Raw genomic sequence first — 23,616 nt, 5'->3', positions numbered from 1 at the left:
CCAACATCTCTCCATCACCAGCCCGCTTCTGGGACTACAATTGCGCACCCCGGGGAAGTGCAATTCAAGCCTTGTGAAAGAGAGATCCATCATGCTCGGAGAACAGATTGGCGAAACCAAAGGAAAAAGACTTGTCCGACGGGTCATCTCCATCGACCCACCAGCCGCAGAAGTTTCCTTCGAAGACACCGGCCAGATATTCGGTACTCCCACCACCGGTATGGGAACCTACACCTCCGTCATCCGTCCGGATGGCTCCATTCTTGGCCAGGGACAGGGCCTCAGCTTGACGGAGGATGGCGAGGCCATCACCTGGACCGGAACCGGCGTAGGTAAATTCGGCCCCGGAGGTGCTGTCAGCTACCGCGGCATGCTGTTCTTCCAAACCGCATCCCAGAAGCTTGCGCGCGTCAACAACGTCTGCGGAGCCTTCGAATACGAAGTGGATGCCTCCGGCAACACCCTCTCCAAAATATGGGAGTGGAAGTAGAGCTGAATCGGTTGGGCCGAGTGGCCCGAACCTCCTCCACGAAATCGGGTGCCCATCTTCGCGACGGCATCATCGTCGCCAAGGTGGGCATTCGCGCGGAAGCACGAACCATCCCCGCGTGGAATCCGCGATAAACTGCCTCCACGGCCCTTCAAGTGAAGCGAAGGAGGCACCATGATCCCCACCACCCTTGTCCCGTTCCTCTCTGTCCGAAACGGAGCCAAGGCAGTCGAGTTCTACAAGGCCGCCTTCGCAGCCGAAGAGCTCTTCCGCTTCGAAGACCCGACCAGCGGCGTAGTCTGCAATCTCGCCATCAACGGCTACGGCTTTTGGGTCGCCGATGAAGCCCCCGAGTACAAAAACTTCAGCCCCGAGACCCTCAACGGCGGCACCGTCCGCATGATCCTCACCATCGAAGACCCCGACGCCGCCTTCGACCGCGCCATCGCGGCCGGCGCTACCCCCATCTGCCCCATCAGGACCGAACACGACTGGCGCATCGGACGTGTTCTCGATCCCTTCGGCCATCACTGGGAGATCGGCAAGCCACTCGCCTGACGCAACTAGATCAAAAACATCCGTCCCGGGTTTCGCCACAAACCTGTCAAGCCCTATACCCATTTAAATCACCTATCATCAACAATTTAAAAGTGCCGATCAGTTTAACCTGATTCGCTATACTGGAATGGAAATCAAACAAGTGGGAAAGCCCCGGCATTCTAATGCCTGGGGCTTTCCTCTTTAGAATCAAGATTTTGACCCATAAATTCCCTGCTTTCAATATTTTAGCCCTGTGCAAATCGCGTAAGCTGCTCCAATAAAAGCGCTTATGAAATCACCACCCGGGGGTAGGGCCTGGGCGAGCAAAAAGAGCCTCCACTCTCCGTCGGGCGTGAAGCGACACCATACGAATAAAAATGAATTCCCGCCGGGTCTCTGCTAGGTTTGTAGCCCCGGGACAATTGCCTCATCGTATTGAATTGCTGAGCCTTGTTCGATTCCTGTCCCGAGGTGAAACGAGAGCCCGGATTTCCACGGGCAGAGGTCTTAATGGTCATCGACGGCAGGGCTGTCGGAACGGACTTTGTAGTGGAATCTGCCTACTGTGTCGTTGGCTCCGGAATGGGGGGAGCCGCGGTTGCGTACACCCTCGCCAGGGCTGGTCAGGACGTGCTTCTCGTCGAAGCAGGAAACGTCAACGGACTTCCTCCTGAGCGCCACGACAGTGTCACCGCGGAGATTACCGGCCGCCCCTTCGGCATCCCCGTTACCCGCTCCATCTCCCTCGGGGGAACCAGCAATCTATGGCATGGAAACAGCAACCCTCTCGAAGAGATCGACTTCGAGCCCCGGCCCTGGCTCGGCCTCGCCGGCTGGCCCATTCGCCGGAAAGATCTCGACCCCTTTTACGATCGAGCCGCGCAGATGCTTGGCCATGAGGAGTGCGCCGGCCTGCGACCTGAAGCGCTCAGCGCTTCCGCCCGCCGCGCGATGAAGGCAATCGACTTCGATTCCTCCATCCTGCAACAGAAGCTGATGGAGTATCGAAAGCCGCCTCACCTGTGGCAGAAAAAACTTCTCGAGCTCGCTAAGGCCGGACAGCTTCGATGTCTCCTCAACACCTGCGCGCTCGAGTTGATCTCGAATGAAGAGGGCAACCGGATCATCGCTCTCAAGGCAGGCGCGGGTGGAAAGATCTTCCGGATCAAAGCGCAGAGGTTTATCCTTTGCGCCGGCGCCCTCGAGACGCCCCGATTGCTGCTCAACTCCCGCTCCCGCAGCCCGGAGGGTATCGGCAACGATCACGACATGGTCGGCCGCTTCCTCATGGATCATCCTACCGGTCCGTTCTCAATGCTTCGCTTTCGATTTCCGCTGCGCGCGCCCGCCTATTCCACGCTCTCGCTTCCCGGCGGCTTCAGGCATCTGCGCGTCTCCCTTACGCTCCGGCCGGAACACCAGGCAGCCGCCGCTGTGCCCAACCACTACTTCATGATTCGACCCTGCATTGCCGGGCAACACATCCGGGCAGACCTGAGACTTTCCTTTATCGGCACGCGAGGCCTGCGCGACCTTTCGGTCGGCCAGATTGCCGGAATCTTCGGCTCGCCCAATCTGCTCTACCGCATCCTTGTTGCGCGCTGCCGCTTGCCCGCGATCTACCGCTATGGTGAGCTGTTCTTTATGACCGAGCAACTGCCGAACTCCGACAGCCGCACCCGTCTCTCCCCAAAAGTACGAGATCGATTCGGCTACCCGGTCGCTTCCGTGCATTGGCAGCTCCATTCAAGAGATTTCACTAGCTTTGAAACCTTCACGCGCCTGGCCTTCGACAAAGGCCTGCGATCCAGACAACATCGCATCGAGGCCGTAGATCGAATCGAGGACTGGACAAAACATCTCACCTCTGCGGCTCATCATCTGGGAACCGCGCGCATGTCGGATTCTCCCTCGGGAGGCGTCGTCGACGCGCAGCTCCAGGTCTTTGGGGTGAACAATCTCTATGTCTGCGACGGTTCTGTGTTTCACACAGCCGGAAGCGCAAATCCATCCCTGACGATCACCGCGCTTGGAATCCGTCTCGCCAACCATCTTATGGAGAAGCGAGTTTGACGCCGTCAAAGCAATCGTGAACTGATAGATGCCATGGAACCGAAGATCACCGAGGCCGAGATCGCCACGCTCGTGGACACCTTCTACGCCAGGGTCCGTATCGATCCCGATATCGGTCCCATCTTCAACGCCATCGTGGGTGACTGGCCTCATCATCTCTCCACACTCAAGGATTTCTGGTCGACCATCCTGCTCACCACCAGCCGCTACAAAGGCGACCCCATGATGACGCATCTTCAACTTCCGCTCGACCCTGAGCACTTTGAGCGCTGGCTCAGTCTCTTCGCCGTGACGGCAAACGAAGTTCTGCCGCCCCGTCATGCTGCCAACGTCATTGCCCGATCGCAGAGAATCGCGCAAAACTTCAAAGCCGGCATCGCCTATAAGCGGCAGCAGAGCCCCTCCACAACCTAGACTCTCGCCGGCGAGGTCGACGGCCAGCTAACGCGCGTCTCAGCGGAGAAATGAGGCTCTTGCCCGGGATCGGGCACACCTAAGCGGGAGGCAAATCTCCGAATCAAAACAAAGCTGTGCAGGAAAAACGGTTGTTTAGCATAAGATTGTCGCAAACTGGTATCGGGGCCACCCACTTGGACATTCATACTCTGCACGTCGAGCATGCCGTCTTTCTCGCCTCGTATACCATCCTGACTGTCGCCAACTCATGGCTCTACAAAGGGACAAAGGGGGTTTACGCCTTCTCCCTTTATGGCTTTTTCGTCTTTCTGGGGGCGAGCGCGGTCGCGATGAGAGGGCATATCCCCGACCTTATCTCGATCGTTCTTGGAAACCTCTTCGTCGTAATCGGCTACGCCTTCCTTTCTTTCTCTCTCATCGGCTTTCTGGGTCGCAAGACTTCGTATTTCTACCTGCAGATCTTTTTGTTCCTGATCGGTCTGGTCACCATGCTGCAGTATGGCTGGTTTCATCCAGATACGGGAAAGCGGCTTATAGCACTTAGCCTGGTGCTCGGCTGTCAGCATGGCCAGATCGCTTTCTTTCTTTATCGCAATCGCAGCCCGGCCCTGCGAATTCCTATCCTCTCGATGACGCTGATGTTGGTCGGGCTTTGTATCACCAACATCGTCCGCATTGTAGGAGTCGCACTCCATGGTGCCCCGCATAACTACCTCAACGCGGGACCGTTCCTTGCATGGATTCTCATCGTCAACTCCTGCCTGCAAGTGGGAGCCATGGTCTCCTTCGTCTGGATGACGGCGGCCATGCTGCGCGGCAAGCTCGAGGTCCAGACAATCACCGACCCTCTTACCGGGGCATTGAACCGCCGCGGCGTGGAGCGCGCCGCTGAGCAGAGCATTCTGATCTGCAGAAAAGATTCCGTGCCCCTCTCTGCGGTTGTAATCGACCTGGATGCTTTCAAACAGATCAACGACTGCTTCGGACATCATTGCGGCGACGCCGCCTTGATTGCCGTCGCCGCATGTCTCCGGAATCACCTGCGCCCAGACGATATCCTCGCTCGCATCGGTGGAGATGAGTTCGCCGTACTGCTGCCTCGAACCTCGATCGCCGAAGCCTCCACGATCATCGAACGGATCCGCGTCTCCATTGCTGCGACCGAGATTGTCTACGGCCAGATCCACACGAGGGTGAGTGCAAGCTTCGGGCTCGCCGAGCTGAACTCGCCTGAGCAGGACTGGGAGCAGCTTTTCATGCGGTGCGACAAAGCGCTCTACGAAGAGAAGAATGCAGGCCCAACCAAATTACGCCCCAGGGACGTCTCCAGTTCCAAGCTGGGTCTGCTCCCAAACTGACCTGAAGCAAGGCAATCGCGAATCCGCGGATTGGATAACCGCTCACGGCACTTCCAGCCAGACGGTAACATGCGAACTATGGTCCTTCCATCTTTCGACATCCCACGCGTCCGATCCGTTGCAATCGGAGTACGGAAGATCTGCCTCCTCCTTCTCGCCTCGCTTCTTCCGTCCAGAACGCCTGCGCAAAGCTTTCAAGACATCAAGCCAAGTCCCCCGCAACTGCAATGGCAGGATCTCGAGATCGGTGTCATCCTGCACTTTTCCACCAACACCTTCCTGAATCGCGAGTGGGGAGACGGTACCGCGTCCCCTTCCGTCTTCAACCCAGCTCACGTCGACACCGATCAATGGATGCAGGCCGCCCGAGCGGCGGGCGCGAAGTACGCCGTACTTGTCGCCAAACATCACGACGGTTTCGCGCTGTTTCCGAGCGCCCACACCGACTACTCCGTCAAATCCAGCCCCTGGCTCAACGGCAGAGGCGACCTCGTCCGCCTCGCTTCCGACTCCGCGCGCAAGGCCGGTCTTGGCTTCGGAATCTATCTCTCTCCATGGGATCGACACGATTCCCGCTATCCCGATCCCAAGGCCTACGACGCTTACTATCTTTCCCAGCTCACCGAGCTCGCCAGCCACTATGGTCCTCTCACCGAGTTCTGGCTCGACGGAGCAGGCTCCGAGGGCCGTACTTACGACTTCGACACGATCGTCCAAAAGCTGCGCACCTACCAGCCCAATACCCTCGTCTTCGCCGACGTTGCGCTCTATAAGAACGCAGACATCCGCTGGGTCGGCTCAGAAGATGGAACCGTTCCCTACGAAAACTGGAACGTCATCGACCGCTCGGGCTACCTCCGCTGGCGCCCCATCGAGGCCGATACTCCGCTTCGCAAGCTTCACTGGTTCTGGCATCCTAATGACGAAAGCTCTCTCCTCTCGGTCGACGAGCTGCTCGACATCTATACCAGAACCGTAGGTCGGGGAGCACAGCTCATGCTGGGCCTCGCACCGGATAACACCGGACGTCTGCCCGATGCCGATGTCGCCCGGCTGCGCGAGTTCGGTGAGGCTGTTCAGCGCCTTTACAGCACCAATCTCGCTCTCAAAGCGATGCACCCCTCGAAGGCTCCTTCTGACGCAGCCATCGATAACAACCCCGCGACCTTCTGGTCCGCACCTGAACGGCATGCCACCCTGGAACTCCAGTTCGACAAGCCCGTCACCTTCGACCGCGCCGTCACCATGGAATGGCTCAACGAGGGTCAGCGCATCGAGGAGTACAGCATCGAAGCCTGGCAGAACGGCGCATGGAGATCGCTCGTTCACGCCCATGCCATCGGCCATAAGAAGATCGATCTCTTCCCCGCTACGACGACACAGCGTGTCCGCTTGAACCTGCTGTCTACAGTCGGATCGGCGGCGATCCGCGAGTTTCAACTCTACGATGGCGCAAGCAGCGTAAAGAGCTCAACGCCGGGGAAATAACTTCGAAGGCTCCTCCGCGTGACGCAAAATCTGCATCGTACCTCTCGTAATGCAAATCTGTGTTAGGAGAATGAGAAAAGAAAATGATCCTCCTTCTGATCATCCTGATTTTGCTCTTCGGATTTGGTGGCTATCGCATGGGTCCCGGTCTGGGCTACTACGGTGGTGGAGGCCTCAGCCTGATCCTCACCATTGTCCTCCTCCTTCTTCTTCTGAAGGTCATCTGAACCAGCTGTATTCGCAGGTGTGCTCGTGGCCCACATTCCTTGCAGGAATGATGGGCCACTGTTTGCTAGCGTCGCCTGCTCGTGGCCCCGCCCAGAAGCGAGCCCAACACCCCGCGCACGATCTGCCGGCCGACCGTACTTCCCATGGTGCGCGCAGCACTCTTCACCATCGCCTGCACCACGGTATCGCCGCGCCCACGCGAGCCGCCGCCACCGAGGATGCCTCCAAGCGCAGTGCCCGCAGCTTCCAGGCCCCCCAGCCATCCTCCGCCCTGCTCTACCGTTCCCGCGCCTGCCCCGCCTGAAGCGGGCGCGGCCTCCGCAGTCGACGCGGCCACTTTGCCCTTCAGCTTCTCGTAGGCCGACTCGCGATCGACCGTCGCCTCATAAATTCCCGCAACCACCGAACCCTTGATCAGGGCTGCTCTCTGCTCCGCAGTAATCGGCCCAATCTGGCTGTGCGGTGGACAGATCATGGCACGCTCGACCACGCCTGGAATGCCCTTCTCGTCGAGGAACGAGATCAGCGCTTCGCCAACGCCCATCTGCGTAATCACCTCTTCCACATCGAGCTTGGGATTGCTTCGGAAGGTCTGCGCGGCCGCCTTCACCGCCTTCTGGTCCTTCGGGGAAAACGCGCGCAGCGCATGCTGAACACGATTTCCCAACTGACCCAGCACCGTGTCTGGAACGTCGATCGGATTCTGCGTTACGAAGAAGACGCCAACACCCTTCGAGCGAATCAGCCTCACCACCTGCTCGATCCGTGACTGCAGCACCGGGGGAAGGTCGTTGAACAGAAGATGAGCCTCATCGAAGAAGAAGACGAGCTTCGGCTTCTCCGGATCGCCCACCTCGGGCAGCTTTTCGAACAGCTCACTCATCAGCCACAGCAGAAACGTCGCATACAGCTGCGGCGACTGAAGCAACTTGTCAGCCGCCAGGATATTCACAACGCCTTTGCCGGCTGAATCGGTCTGCAGAAGGTCTTCGATATTCAGTGCAGGCTCGCCGAAGAACTGATCTCCGCCCTGCTGCTGCAGCGCCACCAGCCCGCGCTGGATGGCCCCGATGCTCGCCGCCGAAATATTGCCGTAGTTCGTCTGATACTCCTTCGCATGCTCGGAGACATGCTGCAGCATCGCCTGCAGGTCTTTCATGTCGAGCAGCAGCAGGCCGTTGTCATCGGCGATCTTGAACACCAGCGTCAACACACCAGTCTGCGTATCGTTCAGGTTAAGGATGCGACTCATCAGCAGCGGTCCCATCTCGCTGATTGTCGTCCGCACCGGGTGCCCCTCCTTGCCAAAGACATCCCAGAAGACGACCGGAGCCCCAGCAAACGTCCAGTCACCAAGCCCGAGAGACTTCACGCGCTCATCGAACTTCGGTGAACTCTTGCCGGGCTGGCTGATTCCCGAGAGATCGCCCTTTACATCCGCCGCGAAGACCGGCACTCCGATCGAGCTCAGCGCCTCGGCCATCACCTGCAGCGTAACCGTCTTTCCCGTTCCAGTCGCTCCCGCAACCAGACCGTGGCGGTTCGACATTCCCGCCAGCAGAGACAGCTCTCCGGCGCCCTTGGCAATCTCCATCTGCGTCATCGCAAACCCTCCATCGCGTTACCAGCCTACAACGAGGCGTCCTTTACCATCCGCACAACTTCGATCTGCTCCCCATCTCCTACCGGAACCATCACACGGTCCACCTCGCGATATCCCTTCAGCGTATACAGCTCCACACCGGTCAGCGTGCTCCCCATCTCGAAGCGCAGGAAGCCCGCCTGCACCGCAGCCTCCTCCGCCGCGGCAAGAATCCTGCTTCCCAATCCCTTTCGCGCAAAGCTGGGATGTACGAAGATCGCCCGAACCTTCGCTGCGTCGACCGACGGATCCAGGAACTCCGGCTCGCTCTTCTCCACCTGGTGATCGCCGCCATACAGCGTCTTGCGCCGACTCCAGCCTCCGCATCCCGCAAGAGTGCCGTCCTCGCTGAACGCCACGAAATACGTTCCATCCGCGATTATCCGGCTGTCGATCGTAAACACCGTCCGCAGCGAAGCCTCAATCTGCGCCGGTGAATAATCCTCCGCCTGCAACCTGCGTACGGAAGCATCGATCAGCTCACGAATTGCCGGAACATCCTCCTCGGTCGCCACTCTCAGCTGAAAGCCCGCCATCCGCGCAGTATAAGCGCCTTGCCGAAGTGCCGCATCATGCTCCCGCTCCCTCGCGGGCAAGACTTTTACATCTTCCCGATTGTCGAGGAAAACATCAGGGCTTACACTCCTCCCATGCGCCGCGCAACGCTTTCCCTCATTACCCTCGTTGTTTTCTTCGCCTCCCTCTCCGCCTCCGCGCAGGACTGGGCAAAGACGCGTCTCGATGCCTCACCTCGTCATCGCGAGTACGTCACCCTCAAACACGGCGACCGTTCGCTCCAGGCGTTCGTCGTCTATCCCGAGGTCAGTGGAAAGGCTCCCGTCGTCGTCCTCATCCACGAGATCTTCGGCCTCGCCGACTGGGTCAAGGAGATGGCCGACGAGCTCGCCGCCGCCGGCTACATCGTCGTGGCTCCCGATCTTCTCTCCGGCTCCGGGCCCAACGGAGGCGGCACCGACTCCTATCCAGGTATGGACGCCATCACCAAGGCGGTCTCCGGCCTCAACCCCGACATCGTCAACGCCGATCTCGATGCCGCAGCGGACTACGGAAGGAAGCTTCCCGCCTCTAACGGCACCGTCGTCTCCGTGGGTTTCTGCTGGGGCGGAGGCAAGTCCTTCGCCTTCGCCGCGCATCGCAAGGATCTCACCGCGGCCTTCGTCTTCTACGGTCCGCCCCCCTCTGAGTTCGCCAGCATCGTGGCGCCCGTCTACGGCTTCTATGCTGGCAACGACGCCCGCATTGGAGCCACTCTCCCCGCAACCATCGAGGGGATGAAGGCCGCTGGAAAGAAGTTCGATCCCGTCACCTACAACGGCGCGGGACACGGCTTCATGCGCGCCGGCGAAGATCCAGCCAACAACAATCCTGCCAACAAGGTTGCGCGCGATCAGGCCTTCACCCGGCTCACCTCGTTGCTGAAGTCGTTGCCTGCCTCACATAGCTCCACCGCAGCACCCTCGTCCGCAAAACCGTCGAGCCGGGATGCGAAGTCCACAGCCGCGGCGGCTTCGTGTCACTCCGAAGCTGCCACTGCAACCATGTAGGCGCTCGAGATAACCTTCCTCCACAGCGCGCTTCGCGAAGAGGCTGCGATAATGAAATCGTGGCCTCTTCGTTGAAAATCTCGCTCCAGGACCAGCTCGATCGCATCACCCAGAACACCCGCGCTCTCGTGCAGCCCGAGCGTCTCGCCTTCTCCGAGAGAACTGTCGCTGAGCTCTTCGCCACCGGAATCGAAGAACGCATCCTCAAGCCCGGTGCGCAGGCGCCCTCGTTCACGCTGCCCGATGCCCGCACCGGCAAGCCAGTCCACTCTGCGGACCTCGTAGCACTTGGCCCCCTCGTTCTCAAATTCTTCCGTGGACGCTGGTGCCCCTACTGCGTCACCGAGCTTGAAAACTGGCGTGACCTCGCAGCCGAGCTGCGCAATCGTGGCGCGCTGTTCGTCGCCATCTCTCCCCAAGCGCCGCGCCAGAATGTCTTCATGCTCGATCAGCACGGGCTGCCCTTCCCTCTGCTGAGCGATGCCGGGTGCAAAGTTGCCGAGCAGTTTGGACTCGCGTATACCGTCTCCCCCGAACAGCGCCGGTACTATCAGTCGATCCTCGTCAACATCCCCTTCAACAACGCCGGGCTCAACTATCAAACCGCTACAGAAGAAAGCTGGCGCCTGCCCCTTCCCGGAACCTTCATCGTCGATCGCCGAAACACCATCACCTTCGCCGAGGCTCACGCCGACTTCCGTGTCCGGCCGGAGCCAGCTGACGTTCTCGCCGCCCTCGCTGCCGCAGCAATGTAAGCCTCGCTTTCCGTACCTTCCCTGTAGGATGATCCGCCTTCATCCGGCTGATATAGTCGTCTTCGATGAGCCCTCTTCCCTTCGCACGCCGTAAATTTCTTCGCCAGTCCTCCCTCACCCTCGCTCTTGCTGCTCTTCGCCCAGCCTCACTTTTTGCCCAGGCCCCGACCGCAGCTCTCAAGCTCGGAAGCGGCGCGCCCATCGCCAAAGTTCCAGCCGACTTCATCGGCCTCTCCTACGAGGCCATGCAGCTTGAAGACCCCACCTTCTTCTCCCCCGCGAATACCGGCCTTATCGCAGAGTTCCGTAAGATCTCATCTCACGGCGTCCTTCGTCTCGGCGGCAATACCAGCGAGTTCGGCTGGTGGAAGGCTACTCCTGCCAGCCAGCCTCCTGTCCGCACCTCCGGCAAAGCCGATAATGGTGAGCCGCCGCCAACGACCATCTTCGCCATCACCCCCGAGGCCATCCACAACCTCAACGGCTTCCTGAAAGCCACCGGCTGGACCTGCATCTACGGCCTCAACCTGGGATTCGCGGTCGAAGCGGCCGACGTCGCCGAAGCCCGTTTCGTTGCTCAGACGTTAGGCACGCATCTTCAATACTTCCAGCTTGGCAACGAAGTCGACATGTTCAATCGCCATCTGCGCGACCCCAAGACATGGGGAGTCGACCAGTACCTCAAGGAGTGGGTCCCGCTTGCTCTCGCCGTCCAGAAGGCTGTCCCCGGAGCAAAGTTCGGCATGCCCGACGTCGCCTCCGACGTCTCCTGGCTGCCAAAGATCGCCGACCGCTGGGCATCTCTTCCTGAAAAGCCGAACGTCATCACCCTCTCCCATCACTACTACTGGGGAGGGCCGCCCAGCAGCGCGAACGCCAACATCGAACGTCTCCTCAGACCCAGCCCCGCCGTCGCTCAGAAGGCCGCTCTCGCCCGCGAGGCCGCGACGAAGATGGGTGTGCCCTTCCGTATGACAGAAGGCAACACCGTCTATCAGGGCGGCAAGCCCGGCCTCAGCGACGCCTTCGCCGCGGCACTCTGGGGAGCCGACTATCTCTTCGAGCTGATGTCCCTCGGCTACAGCGGCGTTAACCTGCACGGCGGCAGCGGTCACGCGCAGGCCGTCTCCGTCGGCGGCTTCCTCCGCGGCGAGCAGCTCATGAAGGACCCCAACGTCCCTCACCCCAAGCCCTTCTACACCCCCATCGCCAACGAAGGCACACTCGCAGGCTCTGGCGTCGACGGCAAGCTTAACGGCAAATACCTCATCGAGCCTGTAGGCTACGGCATGAAGTTCGCCTCGCGCTTTGCCGGAACCACACTGCTCCCTATCGACTTCAATCCTGGCACCGTCAACGCTGTCGCCTACGCCGCGCGGCGCGCCGACAACAAGGTCATCGTCGCTGTCCTCAACAAGGACGCCTCGCAGGAGCTTACCCTCTCCATGGCCGCCGCCCAGGTCATCGAAGTCCTCAGCGGCAGCGCGCTCGACCAGCCCGAGACCCACATCACACCTGGCGGCAAATCCATCAAGTCCACGAAGGCCGCCGAAGGCCAGACCATCACCATCCCCGCCCACACCGCAGTCATGCTGCAACTACGCTGACGGCAAAGAAACTGGCAAAGTGTGAGCGACAACAGTAAATGCCGTACGCACCGCGGATTTGGCGCACGCTTGAACATCACTGGACCAACACGAGAAGGACTGTCTGCTGTCCACAAGCCGACATGTCGGTACTAATCCGGGGCCTGAATGAGTGCATCGGCGGTTTTGCGCAAATGACCCCGGCTTGGGCGCACTAGGGTCCCGAGGAAATGTGGAATTACGTGACAGTATCGTGATTATTTGCTTCTTCCGCTGCCGAAGGCAGTGCGAAGTGGAATGTCGCGCCGCATCCCCCGTTCATTGTTGCCCATATACGGCCGCCGTGTGCCTCAACGATCGACTTACTGATCGACAGGCCCATGCCGCTGCCTTGCGGTTTCGTTGTAAAGAAAGCCTCAAATAATTGGTCGGACTTACCGGGCGGTAGCCCGGGGCCTGTGTCGTTTACAGAGATCTGGATCTTGCCGTCTGGGCCTAATTGCGATTTGACCGTGAGCACGCCGCCTGTCTCGCTCATCGCCTCGATGCCATTCAACATCAGGTTCATGAGCACCTGCTGAAGTTGCACTCGATCTGCCGCGGTCATTGGAAGATCATCTTTGAGATCGGTGCGGATCGATACTCCGTGCCTTGTGGCTTCACTTCTCAGCATCCCGGCCATTTCGCTGACGACCTCATTCATCGCGACCAACTCTCGTTTGGGAGCGGCCTTCTTGTACAACGATCGCAGGCGGTCGATGATTTCCGACGCACGAGTGACAGCTTCGATGATTTTTTCGGTCCCTTCGCGAACTTGCGTCAGATCGGGCGGGTCGCGCTGAAGCCATCGCAAAGATGTCTTGGCATTAAGGGTTGTGGCCGTGATGGGTTGTAGGAGCTCGTGCGAGATGGAGGCAACCAATTCCCCCATTGAGTTGACCCGGTTAATATGGGTAAGACTTGCCTGTAGCTGCTGGGCGCGCTGGCGGTCTTCAATATCCGTCGCCGCGCCACACCATTTCAAAATCTTCCCGCGCTTATCCCGCAGCGGCACGGCGCGAATCAGGAACCAGCGATATGCTCCATCCGCGACGCGTCCAACGCGTACTTCGTGCTCCAGAGGTTCCCCCGAAGCCAAAGACGCACGCCATCTGTTGACAACTCGACTGAGATCGTCCGGATGCACGGCAGCCTGCCAACCTGATCCGGACGACCGTTCTACGGTCAATCCTGTAAATTCGACCCAACCCCTATTTACGAACGTGCAATAACCGTCGGACCGAGTGATAAGCGCCATCGCCGGCATAGTTTCGATCGCTTCCCGAAACTTCTGTTCCTCGTTGGCCAATCGCACCATTCGGTAGCGAAAGCAGGCTGCGACGATCACTGCCGATGCCAGCGTTGCAGTTAGCAGAAACCACCACGTCTGCCAGAACACTGGTCTGCCCTCCACCACCGCCACCGCAACTACGCCGTGGCCCGTGGACGGCAGAAAGTCAATTCTCGCCGGAGGCTGATAAGTCGCATCCACGAGGAGCGCGGCGTATTCTGTTCCGAAATGTGTCGAGCTCCGCCACTTGGAATCTGGTTGGATGGTCGTGAAAGGATGATCAACGAGCGGCTGCACCCACCAGGTTCCCCAGTGCGCGAATAACACAACACGTTGTCCTGGGCTGCCGCGAATCACCCGGCCCTCGATTGGCTCCATTCGATCGGGACCGCCCTCGGTTGCGAGTGGAACTCTAGTGAACTCGATGGCCGGCCCGGACGGGTTCTTATTTGCACGACACGCGAACATCATGCAGGACAGCGCCATAACGCTGACCACCCAGCGAACTCGCCACATCTGACGAGCTACAGCGTACGGGTAGCCGCAACGCGGTCGAAGTGCTGAGTTCATTTCCTCCAGCGCCCGAGATCGCAAGGATGCTGCCACCTGGAATTCCCCGAATCCCAACAGATTAGTCGATTTCGAAATAGAAGACACTTTTACTGGTTGAGACCCACAGTCGGCCCGCGTCATCCTTCGGCCGCTCCACGCGGACGCTGGCCAGCAGCCTGAACCTAATGAGTCGGGGGTTCGCCACGCAAGTGTGGCCTGGTCAGATTCGGGGCAATCGTCGTTCCAAAACCGTTTACGTCCAGCGGGTCGCCCGCAGCTGATGTCATCTGTTGCTAGCAGTCCATAAGGACTCAATGAGCTTGAATTGAGGTTGGTTCAGAGAATTAGTACCCGAAAACGCCGTTGTAATATCTCAATGGCAGTCGATAGGAGATGGAACACCATGTCCGGTGCAAGGTCCATTACTTGCACCGGGCGAATCTCCAACCGTTACTTGTTCTTCCTGTACCGCTTGATCAGGTTTGTCGTCGAGCTATCGTGCTCCAGCTTCGGCTCGTCCTTGCTCTCCAGTTCGCCCAGGATCTTCGTCGCAAGCACCTTGCCCAGCTCCACGCCCCACTGATCGAACGAGTCGACATTCCAGATCACGCCCTGCGTAAACACCGAGTGCTCATACAGAGCCACCAGCTTGCCCAGCAGCGCCGGCGTCAGCGTGTCCGCAAGAATTGTGTTCGACGGACGATTGCCCTCGAACACGCGATGCGGAACCAGCCAGTCCGGCGTACCTTCGGCCTTCACCTGGTCCGCCGTCTTGCCGAAGGCCAGTGCCTCAGCCTGCGCGAAGACATTCGCCATCAGTATGTCGTGGTGACGGCCCAGCGGATTCAGCGCCTTCGCAAAGCCAATGAAATCGCACGGAATCAGCCGCGTCCCCTGGTGAATCAACTGGTAGAACGAGTGCTGCCCATTGGTTCCCGGCTCGCCCCAGTAGATTGGCCCGGTCTCATAGTTCACCTTCGTCCCATCCAGCGTCACGTGCTTGCCGTTCGACTCCATCGTCAGCTGCTGCAGGTACGCCGGAAACCGCTTCAGGTACTGCTCATACGGCAGAATCGCGACAGTCTGCGCGTCAAAGAATTCTGTATACCAAACCGTCAGCAAACCCAGCAGCACCGGCAGATTCTTCTCGAGCGGCGCCGTGCGGAAGTGCACGTCCATCGCATGGAACCCTTCCAGCATCTCGCGGAAGCCCTTCGGCCCGATCGCAATCATCGTCGAAAGCCCAATGGCCGAGTCCATCGAGTACCGTCCGCCGACCCAGTCCCAGAACCCGAACATATTCTCCGTGTCGATGCCGAACTTCGCGACCTCCTTCGCATTGGTCGAGATCGCCACGAAGTGCTTCGCCACCGCCTTCTCATCACTCAGCTTCTTCAGCGCCCATTCACGCGCCGTATGAGCATTCGTCATCGTCTCCAGCGTGGTGAACGTCTTCGAGGCCACCAGGAACAGCGTCTCCTCTGCATCCAGATCCTGCACGGCCTCAGCGAAGTCCGTACCGTCGACATTGGAGACGAACCGGAACGTCATATCGCGCTGTGAGTAGTGCTTCAGCGCCTCATAAGCCATCACAGGCCCCAGGTCCGATCCTCCGATCCCGATGTTTACGACGTTCTTGATGCGCTTGCCCGTGTGGCCCTTCCACTCTCCACTGCGAACCCGATCCGCAAAGCCGGACATCTTCTCCAGAACCTTGTGCACCTCGGGAACCACGTCCTCACCGTCGACGACAATCGATTCGCTCTTCGGCGCACGCAGCGCCACATGCAGAACCGCGCGGTTCTCGGTGATATTGATCTTCTCGCCGGTAAACATCGCCTCCGTGCGTTGGCGCAGGCCCGCCTGCTCGGCCAGCTGCACCAGCAGCTTCAGCGTCTCATCGGTCACGCGGTTCTTCGAGTAGTCGAGAAAGATTCCCTCCGCCTCCGCCGTCAGGCGCTCGCCGCGAGAGGAGTCCTCCGCAAACAGCTCCCGCAGATGCTTCCCGCGAATCTGCTCTGAATGAGCCTGAAGGGCCTTCCAGGCCGGCTGGTCGACATGAGGTGTGGATTTAGTTGTCGTCTGCATGCGATCTGTTTCTCCTCTGCTGTTAAATCGTTTGTCGTTGAGTGTGATGTTCGGCGAGATCGAAAAGGAACATTTCCGGCTGTATCTTCTCACAGCGCGCGCCCCCGCGGTATATACGGGACTTGCGACAAGAGCGCGTGTGCGTTTATCGTAAAACAAGACCGGCTATCGCCCCGATGCGGTCGCCGGAGGAAAGGGATCCCATGAGCCTCACTCCGCGTCGTCCGCTTTCACCCGATACACCTCCGCTCCCAGCGCCTCCGCCTCCAGCGCAAAAGCAGACGCCCGCAGCCTCGCTCGATGTCTTCACCGGAGATCCGAACTTCATGACCTCGCTCGCGCGAGGTCTTATCGTTATTCAGGCCTTCACCCAGCAGAACCCGCAGATGACCATCTCGCAGCTCAGCGTGCGCACCGGCCTCTCCCGCGCGGCTGTCCGCCGCTGCCTCTACACCCTCACCAAGCTCGGCTTCGCCGGTGCTGAGGACGGCTCGCGCTACTCGCTTCGTCCGCGCATGCTCACCCTCTCGCACACTTACACCGCTTCGAACACTCTCTCCTCCGCGGCACAACCGATCCTCGAGCGCATGTCTGCCGCGTTGCGCGAGTCCTTCTCGGTCGCCACCCTCGACGGAGACGACATCGTCTACGTCGCCCGCACCACTGTCAATCGCGTCATGGCCGTCGATCTCCACATCGGCAGCCGCCTCCCCGCCTACTGCACCAGCATGGGACGCATCCTGCTCGCTTACCTTACCCCCGAGCAGATCGAGGCCTACCTTGCCCGCGTCAACCTCGTTCCCCACACCACCCGCACCGTCGTCTCCGTCGAAAAGCTGCGTATGCTGCTGCGCAACGTTCGCCGCAACGGCTACGCTCTCTGCGATCAGGAGTACGAAGTGGGCCTGCGCTCCCTCGCCGTCCCTGTCCTCGCTCCCAACGGACGCGCCGTAGCCACCATCAACCTCAGCGGCAGCGCGCCGCGTATCTCCGCGCTCGAGATGCAGACGAGATTCCTCCCGCATCTCCGCAACGCCGCCAGCGAGCTGGCCGTCTTCCTGCGCTAGCAATCGTTCCCTCGCCGTCTCCGCAGTTCTAGCCTGCGGAGACGGGAGCCACGCACCGCACAAACGTCGCGCCCTCTTCCGCATCGACGATCACCTCGCCCGTACCTTGAGGAATCACCACAGCCTTGCCCGGCTCCAGCTCGACCTCATCGCCCGGCGTAATCACCCACACCTTCCCTCTCAGCCCCACCAGGCATCCGGCGCCATCCATCGTCAGGCTTCTTTCTTCCATCCTGCCCAGCTCGAACCGGTCCACCACAAAATACTTCTGCTCGATCAGCCGCGTGAAGCCCGCCATCTCCTTCGGCGCAACCTTGCCGGCGGCAGTCTTCGCCCGTATCACCTTCAGGCCCTGCTCCAGATGCAGCTCCCGCGGACGCCCATAGTCGTACAGCCTGTACGTGATATCGCTCGTCTGCTGCGTCTCCAGCAGCACCACGCCCGGCCCGATGGCATGTACCGTTCCCGCATCGACGAACAGCATATCGCCCACGCTCACCGGAACCCACTCCATCAGATCTTCCATCGTGCCATCGGCAATAGCGGCCTTGATCTTCTCCGCATCGGCGCCCGGCTTCAGCCCCAGCGCCACGGCCGCGCCCGGCTCAGCCTCCAGCACATACCAGCACTCCGTCTTACCCCGAGCCCCGCCAGCGGCCTGCGCCTGCGCATCGTCCGGATGTACCTGCACCGACAGCTTCTCGTTGGGAAACAGCAGCTTCACCAGCAGAGGAAACTCGCCGCCCAACATCTCCGAAAGCGACTCCAGAGTCCTCCCTTCCAGCTCGCCCTCTTCCACGACGCACTGCGGCCCGGTCAGCCAGGCCTCGCCTACAAGCTCGTTGGTTCCCGTCTCCGCATACCATGGCTTCAGGTCCTTCCTTCCCCACGGTCTTTCACTGAACCACGGCTTCAGCCGGAAGGGCGCAACATTAGTCGTCGTCATCGTCATCTTTTTTAATCTTCTTCCTTTTCTCCAGCAACATCGGAGGCACAGGCTTCTCGCCCATGGCGTCCATCCATAGAATAACGTTCAACTTCACCGGATCGGCCCGGTCCGCATGTTTGAAGTCCATCTTTGACGACAGCTTCGCTCCGGGAGCCGTGTTCTGGTTCGCCGTATAAATCAGCCCATTCTCGCGATTCACGTAGTTCGCCACAAAGGGCTTCTGATCTCCCGGCCCCGCAAACAGCGGGCTCATCATCGAGCTGAACGCATCGTTGTTGTTCATCGGCGGCAGCCCCAGCAGCGTCTCCATCGTTCTGATCACACTCACCGTCGAATAGAACCGACTGTCCACAAACGCGCCGTCGTCCTCTTTGTGCGGTGCATACTTGCTGATCACCAGCGCCAGGCTTCTGTGCGCGTCCACGTGGTCAGCCCCATTCTGCGCATCGTCCTCCAGAATGAAAAACGCCGTGTCGTCCCAATATGCGGAGTGCGACACCGCATCCACCGCGCGCCCGATCGCAAGATCATTATCCGCAACCGACGACCGCGGCGTAGGCCCGCCCGGAGTCGTCCCCGCCGTGTGGTCATTCCCCATCCGCAGGATGATGAAGTTCGGCATCGTGTCCTTGCCCTCCTCGCGGTCCTTCACCCACCCGTTCAGGTGCCGCATAAAGATCTCCGCACGAATCTGCTCCGGAATCCGCAGATTGAAGTCCGGAGCCTCCGGGGCGAAGTGCCCAACGAGCTCCGGCTTGGTCGCAATGTTCTTCGCAACTCGCGGAATCGCCCACGGCCACTTGTTCACACCGCCGCCCCACTCGGCCGGAATCTCCTCACCTGGGTTGATCGCCGGTCTCTCGCAGCTCTGCCCCTCCAGCAACGGCCCCTGCTGCGGATTCGCCGTCTTCTTCGCATCGCAGAACTTCGACGAGATGTACTCGCCGAAGTTGTAGTACGTCTTTCCATGTTTGGCCAGATTGCCCCACAGGTATCCACTCGAAGGCTCGTTCACATCCGGAATATTCTGCAGCAGCGGATATCCCTCCGCCACCACGCCCTCGAAGTCATACGTCCGCTGCGATCCGCGGTAATCCTGCTCCCAGGTCCTCTCCAGGTAATCCGTGCCGATCGCCGCCATCGACCACACATGGCCGTCGCCCGAAACCTCGCCGGAGTCATAGAAGTTGTCCAGCACGCCAAACTGCATCGCCAGCGCATGTTGATTTGGCGTCACGTCGTTCCCGTACATCGTCAGGCTCGCATCCCCGTTGCCCACGCGCTTGCCATTCTGCTCCAGGTCGCCGAACACCTGGTCGTAAGTCCGGTTCTCCTTGATGATGTAGATCACGTGCTTGATGCGGCTGTCCGACCCGTCGGAAAAGCGAATTTTCTCCTCCGCTGCCTTCATCCGGTTCGACTCCAGCACCTCAGCCGTCCATCGCGGAAGCTCGCGCTCCATCGCGGCAACATCCAGCGATGCCACCGATCCGTAGATCAGCGTGCCGATATAGGTAAACTTCGACTTCCCATACCGCGCCTGCGTCTCCGGCGTCAGCCGCTGGGGAAAGTTATTCGGCCCCATCCCCTTGCCCTTCGCTGTCGCGACATAGAGCTTCCCATCCAGCAGGGACATCGCCGTCGGCATCCACTCCGTCGGCACAAAGCCCACCGGCTCCACCATGCCCTTGCTCGCCGTCTTCGCTGTCAGCTTCGTTGTATCCAGCACCGCAACCGCGTCCGAAGCAGCGTTCCCCACGTACACCCGCTTGCCATCGGGCGATACCGCGAGCGCGTCCGGCTCCGCGCCAAAGTAAGTTTGCCCCGGCAGCCGAGTATCGAAGTATCCCTTTAAGCCAAAGCGTCCCTTATCAAGGCTCACCGCAGCCACAGCATCGCGGTTCGCCAGCGCGATGTACATCGTCTTCTCATCTGGCGCAATCTCCATAACCACCGGATGAGTTCCAGCGGCCGTCGCCACAGTAGGCTTCAACAGGGCAAGCTTCCGCCCCACCGTGCCCTTCTTCAGATCCAGCTCCATAACCTCCGAAGCATTCCACAACGCCACAAACGCCCGCGACTGGTCCTTCGTGACGGCGAGAGCAATCGGATAAGTTGACGGCACGGCATCCGACTCCGACAGGTCGAATCGCTTCTCCGCCGCGCCGGTCGCGGCGTCCATCAGCAGCACATCGTCCGAGAGATTTCCCGCAACCAGAAGCTTCTCCGCACCCGCCTTCCCAATCACTGCGATCGCCGCCGGAAACGGAATTCCCTTATCGCCCTCAACACCACCCACCAGCAGCGTCTTTCTTCCCGGAGCAAGCTGCTGCATCGGAATCTTCAGCATCTTCTCCCGCGTAATCTTCCCATCGCGAAATCCATAGACGATGATTCCGCTGCCCATCTTCTTCTCGCCGTCGCCCAGAGGATCCGTCTCCGAACCGAGGCTCGCGTACACATGGCCTCCGTCCACGCTGAAGGCCAATCCTGAGTACAGAGTTTGCTTCGCACCCACAAGGGTCCAGTCGTCCGGAAAGTCCTCGACCTTTCCCGTCTTCGTATCCAGCACCGAGAGCGACTGCATGTACCGTGACTCGTAGGTCCCATACCCCGCGTTCACCGTCACCACATAGCGCTTGTCCGGCGAGACGGCCATCGACAGCGGAAGGCTGTTCACCCTCTGCGGTCCACCCGGAACCGGGGGCAGAATCTGTTTACTCGTAGGCAGGTTGATCGCGCCCTGTGGTCTCGGCTCCTGTGCCCGAACCATTCCGACCACACTCACTACGCCCGCCACCGCCCATGCCGCTACTCCGGTTCTCACCGCGCCTCGAATCACTCTTGCCTCCGTACAAAATCCTGTCAAGCCCTCGACCCGCTTAAATCGAGCAGCAGCAACAACATCCATCTGCCGATTAGTTTCGGTGCAACCTCTATACTTAGATCAAGAAGATTAAACAAAGATAACTAGCTCCGTCAGCACCCGGCAGGCCCAAGCCTCTTCCCACCGAAGTACCCAAGCCGTCATTCTGAGCGAAGCGAAGAATCGCAGCATTTTGAGTCCTGCACCCAAAATGGCAGTAAAGCGAGAGCATCAGCCCGCTAAGTCTTTTAAATTCAATATTTTGCCACTTAACTCTTTTGCCTTCAATATTTTATCGAACCTAATTTGCAGTAAACACCACAAAACAAACAGGTTGTAAAAAATGGGTACCGGGGGGGGGTAGGCCTCACCGCAGCGAGGCCTGTCGCAGAGTCTCGGCAGCCGACTCCGGTGTAATGTCCCTCTGCGGCGAGCCCAGAAGCTCAAAGCCCACCATGAACTTCCGCACCGTCGCAGACCGTAGCAGCGGCGGATAGAAATGAAGATGGAAGTGCCACTCCGGATGCTCGTTCTCATCGAACGGCTGCGGATGCAGGCCCATCGAGTAAGGAAACGGAGTATCGAAGACCTTGTCGTAGGTCGCGGTAACCGTCTTCAGGATCGCCGCCAGATCGTCGCGCTCCGCATCCGTCATCGCCGCCAGATCCGCAACGTGGCGCGACGGCAGAATCATCACCTCAAAGGGCCACACCGCCCAGAAAGGAACCAGCGCAACAAAGCTCGCATTCGTCGCCACAATGCGCTCACCGCGCGCCATCTCCATCTCGCGATAGGCACACAACAGGCAGCAGCCGTGCTCCTGAAGATAAGCCGCCTGCGCCGCCTGCTCCAGCACGGCCTCGTTCGGAATCGAGCGGCTCGCCCAGACCTGTCCATGCGGATGTGGATTGCTCGCTCCCATCATCGCGCCGCGGTTCTCGAAGACCTGCACGTACTGAATGTCATCGCGCGCGCCAAGCTCCTGGGTCTGCGCGTCCCACAGGTCGACAACCTTGCGGATGTCCGCGACCTCCATCTTCGCCAGCGTCAGATCGTGCCGCGGCGAAAAACACAGCACGCGGCACACGCCGCTCTCGCCCTCGGCGATCAGCAGCCCCTTGCCGTCCTCGTCGTCGAGAAAGCGCGGAGCATCCGGTTTCAGCGCCGCGAAGTCGTTTTCGAAGACGTATGTGCTGGTGTAGTTGTCCGTGCGCAGTCCCCCGGCGCGCAGATTGCCGGGACAGAGATAGCAATCCGGATCGTAAGCCAGCGCAGCAGGCTGAACCGGCTTTTCCACCTGCCCCTGCCACGGACGCTGCGTCCTGTGCGGCGAGACCAGCACCCACTCCCGCTTCAGCGGATTGAATCGGCGGTGAGGATTCTGCTGTGCCAGCGGGTTCAAGCCGTACCGCCTTCCTGCGCCAGCGCCAGAGCACCGTCCGCTGGCTCGCAGACGAAGCAGTCCGCGTCGATTCCCATAGCCTGCGCGTACTCCCGCCGCAGCGCGGCAACAAACGCCTCGGTCTTCGATTCGCTCACCACATTCACCGTGCAGCCTCCGAACCCGCCGCCGGTGATCCTCGCCCCACTGCAGCCCGGCTGGCACAGGGCGAACTCGACCAGCAGATCGACCTCCGGGCAGCTCGCCGCAAAGTCGTCGCGGAAGCTCGCATGCGCTTCGACCATCAACGCCCCGAAGCGTTTCATGTCGCCGGCCAGCAAGGCCTCGCGAGCCTTGAGCACACGGGCATTTTCGGTAAGGATGTGCCTGCACCGCGCAAAGCTCTCGGCAGACATCTTCTCGCGACATGCCTCGAGATCGGCAACCGTGGCATCGCGCAGCAGCTCGATTCCCCGCTCGCGCTGCAACACCTGCTGCCCTGCTTCAACCTCGTCACGCCGGTTGCCATACTCGCCCGTCGCAACCGCATGCTTCACCATGGAGTTCGCAATCACCACGCGCACGTCATCGGGAAGCGGCAGAAGATCGAATTTGAGTGAGCGTGTATCCAGCATCATCGCGCGGCGCGCCACGGCCCCGGCGACCACAAACTGGTCCATGATTCCGCTCTTCGCTCCCACATACTCGTTCTCTGCCCGCCGACAGAGCGTCGCAACCTTTTCGAGCGGAAGCGTCGTGCCCGCGAAATCCTGGATGGCCATCGCCACGGCAACCTCCACCGAGGCCGACGAGCTCAGTCCCGCGCCCAGAGGAACGTCTCCCGCAAGGGTCATGTTGAAGCCGCCGAACTCGATGCATTCCATCTGAAGGCTCCATGCGACACCTGCCGGGTAATCGCTCCAGTGCCCGCGTCGACCGAGCTTCAGATCATTCTTCTCGACGACGGTCTCTTCCTTGTAGTTTTCGGAGTAGAACATCATCCGGTCATCGTGCCTGGGACCGATGACCGCCACGGTATGAAAATCGATCGCCATCGGCATCACCAGGCCGCCGGTGTAGTCGGTGTGCTCCCCAATCAGGTTCACTCTGGCCGGGGCCCGAAACAGCTTGCCTGGCTGTCCGAATCTATCCTGATGCGCAAGCAGAACCGCTTCGCTTTTTACTGTCATTCCCTGCACCGCAAGATTTTAGAGATTGCAAACCTCCACCATCCTACAGCC

Annotated in this window: 19 protein-coding genes; 11 read left to right on the top strand and 8 right to left on the bottom strand. The window is 60.0% G+C overall.

Annotated elements, in window-relative coordinates; all coding sequences use genetic code 11:
• The first annotated feature begins 91 nt into the window (after positions 1–91).
• The 7 genes from BDD14_RS23630 (at position 92) to BDD14_RS23600 (ending at position 6,593) form a co-directional block, all read left to right on the top strand.
• Positions 92–490 (top strand): hypothetical protein, encoded by a 399-nt coding sequence (locus BDD14_RS23630; RefSeq protein ID WP_130421769.1) that lies wholly within the window; start codon positions 92–94, stop codon positions 488–490.
• Between the two features lie 174 nt (positions 491–664).
• Positions 665–1,048, top strand: coding sequence for a VOC family protein (locus BDD14_RS23625; protein ID WP_130421767.1), 384 nt, complete (start codon positions 665–667; stop codon positions 1,046–1,048).
• 492 nt (positions 1,049–1,540) lie between these two features.
• On the top strand, positions 1,541–3,103 hold the full coding sequence (locus BDD14_RS23620; RefSeq protein ID WP_130421765.1) for an FAD-dependent oxidoreductase: 1,563 nt from the start codon (positions 1,541–1,543) through the stop codon (positions 3,101–3,103).
• Between the two features lie 33 nt (positions 3,104–3,136).
• Positions 3,137–3,517, top strand: a complete 381-nt coding sequence (locus tag BDD14_RS23615; RefSeq protein WP_130421763.1) for a group III truncated hemoglobin — start codon at positions 3,137–3,139, stop codon at positions 3,515–3,517.
• Between the two features lie 131 nt (positions 3,518–3,648).
• Positions 3,649–4,878 carry a GGDEF domain-containing protein gene (locus tag BDD14_RS23610; RefSeq protein ID WP_165420217.1) on the top strand — a complete coding sequence of 410 codons (1,230 nt, stop codon included), beginning with the start codon at positions 3,649–3,651 and terminating at the stop codon, positions 4,876–4,878.
• 69 nt (positions 4,879–4,947) lie between these two features.
• Entirely contained in the window at positions 4,948–6,366 is a 1,419-nt protein-coding gene (locus BDD14_RS23605) for an alpha-L-fucosidase (protein ID WP_242618162.1), read from the top strand.
• 83 nt (positions 6,367–6,449) lie between these two features.
• Positions 6,450–6,593: a DUF3309 family protein gene (locus BDD14_RS23600; protein ID WP_130421759.1), complete on the top strand. Its 144-nt coding sequence runs from the start codon at positions 6,450–6,452 to the stop codon at positions 6,591–6,593.
• Positions 6,594–6,658: 65 nt separating this feature from the next.
• Here BDD14_RS23600 and BDD14_RS23595 read toward each other — a convergent pair whose 3' ends face one another.
• Together BDD14_RS23595 and BDD14_RS23590 are read right to left on the bottom strand one after the other, a co-directional pair.
• Positions 6,659–8,197 carry a helicase HerA-like C-terminal domain-containing protein gene (locus BDD14_RS23595; protein ID WP_130421756.1) on the bottom strand — a complete coding sequence of 513 codons (1,539 nt, stop codon included), beginning with the start codon at positions 8,195–8,197 and terminating at the stop codon, positions 6,659–6,661.
• A gap of 26 nt (positions 8,198–8,223) precedes the next feature.
• Positions 8,224–8,772, bottom strand: a complete 549-nt coding sequence (locus tag BDD14_RS23590) for a GNAT family N-acetyltransferase (RefSeq protein WP_130421754.1) — start codon at positions 8,770–8,772, stop codon at positions 8,224–8,226.
• A 36-nt stretch (positions 8,773–8,808) separates the two neighbouring features.
• Between BDD14_RS23590 and BDD14_RS23585 the strand changes: the two genes are divergently transcribed.
• The 3 genes from BDD14_RS23585 to BDD14_RS23575 all read left to right on the top strand — a co-directional run bounded on the left by BDD14_RS23585 (position 8,809) and on the right by BDD14_RS23575 (position 12,163).
• Positions 8,809–9,801, top strand: coding sequence for a dienelactone hydrolase family protein (locus BDD14_RS23585; protein ID WP_242618161.1), 993 nt, complete (start codon positions 8,809–8,811; stop codon positions 9,799–9,801).
• Positions 9,802–9,860: 59 nt separating this feature from the next.
• Positions 9,861–10,556, top strand: coding sequence for a peroxiredoxin-like family protein (locus tag BDD14_RS23580; protein ID WP_130421753.1), 696 nt, complete (start codon positions 9,861–9,863; stop codon positions 10,554–10,556).
• 65 nt (positions 10,557–10,621) lie between these two features.
• Complete coding sequence (locus tag BDD14_RS23575; RefSeq protein WP_130421751.1) at positions 10,622–12,163, top strand: hypothetical protein; 1,542 nt, start codon at positions 10,622–10,624, stop codon at positions 12,161–12,163.
• A 217-nt stretch (positions 12,164–12,380) separates the two neighbouring features.
• Here BDD14_RS23575 and BDD14_RS23570 read toward each other — a convergent pair whose 3' ends face one another.
• Positions 12,381–14,042: a two-component system sensor histidine kinase NtrB gene (locus BDD14_RS23570; protein ID WP_242618160.1), complete on the bottom strand. Its 1,662-nt coding sequence runs from the start codon at positions 14,040–14,042 to the stop codon at positions 12,381–12,383.
• Positions 14,043–14,474: 432 nt separating this feature from the next.
• Positions 14,475–16,112 carry a glucose-6-phosphate isomerase gene (pgi, locus tag BDD14_RS23565; RefSeq protein WP_130421747.1) on the bottom strand — a complete coding sequence of 546 codons (1,638 nt, stop codon included), beginning with the start codon at positions 16,110–16,112 and terminating at the stop codon, positions 14,475–14,477.
• Positions 16,113–16,315: 203 nt separating this feature from the next.
• Here pgi and BDD14_RS23560 point away from each other — a divergent pair, with 203 nt between their 5' ends.
• The gene (locus tag BDD14_RS23560) at positions 16,316–17,179 is read left to right on the top strand and encodes an IclR family transcriptional regulator domain-containing protein (protein ID WP_130421745.1); all 864 of its coding nucleotides are present in this window, start codon (positions 16,316–16,318) and stop codon (positions 17,177–17,179) included.
• Between the two features lie 28 nt (positions 17,180–17,207).
• Here the strand turns inward: BDD14_RS23560 and BDD14_RS23555 are convergent, their stop codons facing one another.
• The 4 genes from BDD14_RS23555 to galK all read right to left on the bottom strand — a co-directional run bounded on the left by BDD14_RS23555 (position 17,208) and on the right by galK (position 23,565).
• On the bottom strand, positions 17,208–18,125 hold the full coding sequence (locus BDD14_RS23555; protein WP_242618159.1) for a type I phosphomannose isomerase catalytic subunit: 918 nt from the start codon (positions 18,123–18,125) through the stop codon (positions 17,208–17,210).
• Positions 18,112–20,970, bottom strand: a complete 2,859-nt coding sequence (locus tag BDD14_RS23550) for a phosphoesterase (protein ID WP_242618158.1) — start codon at positions 20,968–20,970, stop codon at positions 18,112–18,114. The genes BDD14_RS23555 and BDD14_RS23550 overlap by 14 nt, the downstream gene beginning before the upstream one ends.
• A gap of 391 nt (positions 20,971–21,361) precedes the next feature.
• The gene (locus BDD14_RS23545) at positions 21,362–22,396 is read right to left on the bottom strand and encodes a UDP-glucose--hexose-1-phosphate uridylyltransferase (protein WP_130421741.1); all 1,035 of its coding nucleotides are present in this window, start codon (positions 22,394–22,396) and stop codon (positions 21,362–21,364) included.
• Entirely contained in the window at positions 22,393–23,565 is a 1,173-nt protein-coding gene (gene galK, locus BDD14_RS23540) for a galactokinase (protein WP_130421739.1), read from the bottom strand. Before galK ends, BDD14_RS23545 begins: the two co-directional genes overlap by 4 nt.
• Positions 23,566–23,616: the final 51 nt, after the last annotated feature.

It is taken from the genome of Edaphobacter modestus (assembly GCF_004217555.1).
GTDB classification, from domain to species: Bacteria; Acidobacteriota; Terriglobia; order Terriglobales; family Acidobacteriaceae; genus Edaphobacter; species Edaphobacter modestus.
The sequence above is the reverse complement of the archived record's forward strand: the minus strand, read 5'-3'. Positions and strand labels throughout refer to the sequence as shown.

Coding starts and splice junctions, on each gene's coding strand:
- BDD14_RS23570 (WP_242618160.1), bottom strand. CDS start 14,042: ATGAACTCAGCACTTCGACCGCGTTGCGGCTACCCGTACGCTGTAGCT.
- galK (WP_130421739.1), bottom strand. CDS start 23,565: ATGACAGTAAAAAGCGAAGCGGTTCTGCTTGCGCATCAGGATAGATTC.
- BDD14_RS23630 (WP_130421769.1), top strand. CDS start 92: ATGCTCGGAGAACAGATTGGCGAAACCAAAGGAAAAAGACTTGTCCGA.
- BDD14_RS23625 (WP_130421767.1), top strand. CDS start 665: ATGATCCCCACCACCCTTGTCCCGTTCCTCTCTGTCCGAAACGGAGCC.
- pgi (WP_130421747.1), bottom strand. CDS start 16,112: ATGCAGACGACAACTAAATCCACACCTCATGTCGACCAGCCGGCCTGG.
- BDD14_RS23590 (WP_130421754.1), bottom strand. CDS start 8,772: ATGGCGGGCTTTCAGCTGAGAGTGGCGACCGAGGAGGATGTTCCGGCA.
- BDD14_RS23560 (WP_130421745.1), top strand. CDS start 16,316: ATGAGCCTCACTCCGCGTCGTCCGCTTTCACCCGATACACCTCCGCTC.
- BDD14_RS23585 (WP_242618161.1), top strand. CDS start 8,809: ATGCTCCCGCTCCCTCGCGGGCAAGACTTTTACATCTTCCCGATTGTC.
- BDD14_RS23595 (WP_130421756.1), bottom strand. CDS start 8,197: ATGACGCAGATGGAGATTGCCAAGGGCGCCGGAGAGCTGTCTCTGCTG.
- BDD14_RS23620 (WP_130421765.1), top strand. CDS start 1,541: ATGGTCATCGACGGCAGGGCTGTCGGAACGGACTTTGTAGTGGAATCT.
- BDD14_RS23600 (WP_130421759.1), top strand. CDS start 6,450: ATGATCCTCCTTCTGATCATCCTGATTTTGCTCTTCGGATTTGGTGGC.
- BDD14_RS23615 (WP_130421763.1), top strand. CDS start 3,137: ATGGAACCGAAGATCACCGAGGCCGAGATCGCCACGCTCGTGGACACC.
- BDD14_RS23605 (WP_242618162.1), top strand. CDS start 4,948: ATGCGAACTATGGTCCTTCCATCTTTCGACATCCCACGCGTCCGATCC.
- BDD14_RS23555 (WP_242618159.1), bottom strand. CDS start 18,125: ATGACGACGACTAATGTTGCGCCCTTCCGGCTGAAGCCGTGGTTCAGT.
- BDD14_RS23575 (WP_130421751.1), top strand. CDS start 10,622: ATGAGCCCTCTTCCCTTCGCACGCCGTAAATTTCTTCGCCAGTCCTCC.